The organism is Nonomuraea monospora (assembly GCF_039531895.1).
Taxonomy (GTDB): Bacteria; Actinomycetota; Actinomycetes; order Streptosporangiales; family Streptosporangiaceae; genus Nonomuraea; species Nonomuraea monospora.
Map to the genome: position 1 here is coordinate 169,167 of NZ_BAAAQX010000028.1, position 4,623 is coordinate 173,789.

The window sequence follows — 4,623 nt, forward strand, 5'->3', positions numbered from 1 at the left end:
CAGGCTCAGCCCAGCCCCTACCTCAGCCCAGAGACAGGCTCAGCTTCAGCCGTAGCCCCGCTGCAGGCTCACCCGCAGCCTCAGCCTCAGCCCGGATACAAGCTCGCCTCAGCCCGCTGCAGCAGACCTCGGCCCACCCTCAGCCCGGGCTCAGCCCCGAAGGCAGCGCCGACTACGCAGGCTCAGCCTCCGAGACCTGCCTAGACGCCGACGGCCGCCGGCCAGCTCATGCGAATGTTCGTCCCCTTAGGACTGGGAAACACCTGAACGTCATCAGCCAAGCCCTCGATGACCGCGATGCCGAAGTTCGACATGAACGAGTCGGACAGCATGCCCAGATCGAGGGGCTGCTCCTGTTTGATCTCGTCGCTGGGGGCCTGGTCGCTGACCGTGACCTCGAAACGTCCGGAGTCGTCACGTAGCTCGATGCGGATGGGCTCGCCCGGACAGTGCGCGCGATGCGCCTCCACCGCCCGGGAACACGCCTCCCCCACAGCGAGTCTGACCTCGTCCAGCAGGGACTCCTCGACGCCGGTGCGGCGGGCGATCGCCGTCGCCACCAGCCGGGCGGTCCGCACATGCGCGGGGAGTGCGCTGAACGTCAGCTCGACGGTAGCCATGCTACTTGTCTTTGCCGTGAGCTTCCTTGGCCTCGTCGACCGAAGCGTAGATCCCGAAGACCTTGGTGAGACCGGTGATCCGGAAGATCTTCAGGATGCGCTCCTGCGTGCAGACGAGCTCGAGGGAGCCGTCGTGCGCACGAACCCGCTTGAGCCCCCCGACCAGGACACCGAGGCCCGTCGAGTCGAGGAAGTCCACCTTCTCCATGTTGACAAGAAGGTGGAAGTTGCCCTTGTTGACCAGGTCGATGAGGAGCTCACGCAATCTCGGCGCCGTGTAGACATCGATCTCACCCTCGACCTCCACGATGGTGAGTCGGTCTTCGGTGCGGTGATCCAACTTCAGATCCACAGATCCTCCAGCGCCTCGCCTGCGAAAGTACTCTTGCGGGCCTGGCAATCTGGAGCGTGGCCCCAGACTGTCCGACCCTGACGCGCGGCATTCAACCACGCGCCTGGCTTGTGTCTATACGAAATCACGATTCCCGGCGACTTTGCCCATCGATGCAAGACTGGAAACAGTGACTTCCTCCGGATCCTCCCCACAACAGGCAGGTCCACTCCTCCACCACCTGCTTGGCGTTCCCGCACGTCATGAGCGTGTCACCCATGTGGAGCATGTTCCAGCACGTCAGGCGGGTCAAGTCCGTTGGCCCAAATGGACGCCTGAAGTACTTGTTACGCGCTTGGCGAACCGAGGGGTGACAGGACTCTGGCCCCACCAGTACGAAGCCGCCGACCTGGCACACCGTGGCCGAAACGTGATCATCTCCACAGGCACGGCCTCCGGCAAGTCCCTGGCGTACCTCACCCCGGCGGTCGCCTCCTGTCTCGACGGCGGCACGGTCCTGTACCTGACGCCGACCAAGGCCCTGGCCGCCGACCAGCTCCGCGGGCTGCGCGAGCTGCGCATCACCCAGCTCCGCGCGTCCTGCTTCGACGGCGACACCCCGTTCGAGGAGCGCACCTGGGTGCGCCAGCACGCCAACTACGTCCTGACGAACCCCGACATGCTCCACCGCAGCATCCTCCCCAGACACGCCCAGTGGTCGTCGTTCTTCCGCCGGCTGCGCATGGTCGTCGTGGACGAGTGCCACGGCTACCGCGGCGTCTTCGGCTCGCACGTCGCCCAGATCCTGCGCCGCCTGCGCCGCGCCTGCGCCCGCTACAACTCCCGCCCCACGTTCATGCTGGCCTCCGCGACGGCCAGCGAGCCCGGCGTGTTCGCCACGCGGCTGACGGGGCTTGAGATGGACGAGGTGACGGTGGACGCCTCGCCCAAGGGCTCAACCACCATCGCGCTGTGGGAGCCGCCCCTGACGGAGCTCCGGGGCGAGGGAGGGGCTCCTGTGCGGCGGACGGCGACGGCGGAGGCGGCTGATCTGCTGGCGGACCTCGTTCTGGCCGACGTACGTACGCTCGCCTTCGTCCGATCCCGCCGCGGCGCCGAAACGGTCGCCCTGTCGGCCCGCGCCAAACTCGCCGACGTCGCCTTCTCCGTCTCCGCCCCCTTCCCCACACCCCCCACCCCCTCCACGCCCTACACCAACCCGACCACCCCACCTCCCGCTCCCGTCCCCACGCCTCTCTCCTCCTCCACCTCAACCCCCACCCCCACGTCACCGTCCGGCTTCACCTCCGCCTCCACCTCGGAGCCCACCCCCACCTCCGGGCCCACATCCACGCCCACGCCCGCCTCCCCGTCCGCCCTCACGCCCAGCCCTACCTCCACGCCCAGATCCGGATCCGTCCCCACTTCCGGGTCCGCTCCCGCCCCTGCCCCCACACCCGCCTCCGCTTCCGCGTCCACGCCCGTCTCCCCGTCTGCGCCCACCTCCACCGCCACGCCCAGCTCCGGGTCCGCCCCCACCCCCGAGTCCGTCTCCGAGCGCGCGTCCGAGCCCGCCTCCGAGCCCGCCTCCGAGCCCAACCCCACCTCCCCCTCCACCCATGGCCCTCTCACCTGGGCCCTGCCTGAACCCCCCGACCCGACCCTGGCCGACCTCCCCAACAAGATCGCCGCCTACCGGGCCGGCTACCTCGCCGAAGACCGCAGACTCCTCGAAAAGGCTCTCCGAGCCGGCACCATCATGGGCCTGGCCACCACAAACGCCCTCGAACTCGGCGTCGACGTCTCCGGCCTGGACGCCGTACTGATCACCGGCTGGCCAGGCACCCGCGCCTCCCTGTGGCAGCAGGCGGGCCGCGCCGGCCGCGACGGCCAGGACGCGCTAGCCGTGCTGATCGCCAGGGACGACCCGCTGGACACCTACCTCGTCCACCACCCCGACGCCCTGTTCGGCCAGCCCGTGGAGGCGATCGTCCTCGACCCGGGCAACCCGTACGTCCTGGGCCCTCACCTCTGCGCCGCGGCAGCCGAGATCCCCCTGACCGAGGACGACCTGCCGATCTTCGGCCCCACCACCTCGAAGGTGCTCGACGACCTCGTGTCGCAGGGCCTGCTCAGGCGACGTCCCGCCGGCTGGTTCTGGACCCGTCGGGAACGCGCGACCGACCTGGCCGACATCCGAGGCGGCGGCGGCAACCCCATCCAGGTCGTGGAGTCGTCCACAGGCCGCCTCCTGGGCAGTGTGGACGAGCCCTCCGCCCACACGACCGTCCACACCGGCGCGGTCTACCTGCACCAGGGCGAGACCTTCCTCGTGGAGCTCCTGGACCTGGACGCCGGCGTCGCCCTCGTCACCAGCGCCAACCCGGACTACACCACGTTCGCCCGCGACATCACCGACATCTCCATCCTCTCCACAGAACGCTCCCGCTCCCTCGGTCCGGGGACGCTCCACTTCGGCGAGGTGGAAGTAACCCGCCAAGTCGTCTCCTACCTCATGAGACGCCTCCAATCAGGCGAGATGCTCGGCGACGAACCCCTGGAACTCCCGCCCCGCACTCTCCGCACCCGCGCAGTCTGGTGGACACTCCCCGCCTCCGCGGTCACCCCTCTCGCCGAAGCCGGCATCGACCTCGGCGGAGCCGCACACGCCGCCGAACATGCCTCAATCGGCCTGCTCCCGCTGTTCGCCACCTGCGACCGCTGGGACATCGGCGGCGTCTCCACGGAACTGCACGCCGACACGGGCCTGCTCACCGTCTTCGTCTACGACGGCCACGAGGGTGGCGCCGGCTTCGCCGAACGCGGCTACGCCCGCGCCACGGACTGGCTGACGGCCACTCGCGAGGCGATCATGTCCTGCGAGTGCGAACGCGGCTGCCCGTCCTGCATCCAGTCCCCTAAATGCGGCAACGGCAACGAGCCCTTGGACAAACGCGGCGCCATCCGCCTCCTCAACACACTCCTCGCATCACCGTGACCGCCGATGAATCACAACAGCGCTTCCCAAAGACCGCACATAGCATCGTTTCCCGAAGAATCAGGCACCCGCCACATAAACGCAGCTACACAACCACACAATGGCACCAACAAAGCCCACAAACCGCCCGGTATGCCCCGCACCCTTGCACGTCGAAACCCCGACTCCACGCAATCAAGTCCCACGCGCGCCCTGCACAGCCAGTTCCGTGCCATGCATAAGCGACCAATTCCCGCACAATGCACGACCTAATTCCGGCGGACAGCGCGCCATCGATCCCTAGCTAACCCCGCCACCGTGCGGCGGCCAGCCCTCCCCTAATACTCCAGTGACACTTCGCGATCATGGTTCGGATCTGCGCTGGTAGTGGCAGTGCCGGGCGGTGGCCTGGTGGCGTCGGCGCCAGTCTGACCAGCGCAGAAGATCCGTGACGGAGCGGTGCCGGGTCAGCACGAGTGCGGCGAGCAGCCGGCGGATCTCGGGCAGGGTCAGCGGGATGCGGTCGTCGGCGGTGCTGGGTGGCTGGGCGGCGGCGATGGCTGTCAGAACGGCCAGGGCGAGCAGAGCCAGGGTGATGTGACGGTGCCAGGCCGTCCAGCCGCGCACCTGGTAGTGGTCCAGGCCGACCTGCCCCTTGGCGGCCTGGAAGGACTCCTCTACCGCCCACCGGGCTC

The 4,623-nt window shown here is 68.5% G+C and carries 3 protein-coding genes and 1 pseudogene; 1 reads left to right on the forward strand and 3 read right to left on the reverse strand.

Features of this window, described 5'->3' with window-relative positions:
* Positions 1–200: 200 nt before the first annotated feature.
* A complete protein-coding gene (locus tag ABD331_RS41015) occupies positions 201–620 on the reverse strand; it encodes an ATP-binding protein (RefSeq protein WP_103956794.1) in 420 nt (139 codons plus the stop codon).
* 1 nt (position 621) lies between these two features.
* Complete coding sequence (locus ABD331_RS41020) at positions 622–972, reverse strand: STAS domain-containing protein (RefSeq protein ID WP_043629845.1); 351 nt, start codon at positions 970–972, stop codon at positions 622–624.
* A gap of 409 nt (positions 973–1,381) precedes the next feature.
* On the opposite strand from ABD331_RS41020, the gene ABD331_RS41025 reads away from it, so the two are divergent.
* Complete coding sequence (locus ABD331_RS41025; RefSeq protein ID WP_344487670.1) at positions 1,382–3,949, forward strand: DEAD/DEAH box helicase; 2,568 nt, start codon at positions 1,382–1,384, stop codon at positions 3,947–3,949.
* A gap of 342 nt (positions 3,950–4,291) precedes the next feature.
* On the opposite strand, the pseudogene ABD331_RS61125 reads toward ABD331_RS41025, so the two are convergent.
* A pseudogene (locus ABD331_RS61125) lies at positions 4,292–4,623 on the reverse strand (IS701 family transposase); the annotation flags it as partial.

What these genes read in the sequence shown, in the direction of transcription:
- ABD331_RS41015 (WP_103956794.1), bottom strand. Translation starts at nt 620, where the DNA reads ATGGCTACCGTCGAGCTGACGTTCAGCGCACTCCCCGCGCATGTGCGG.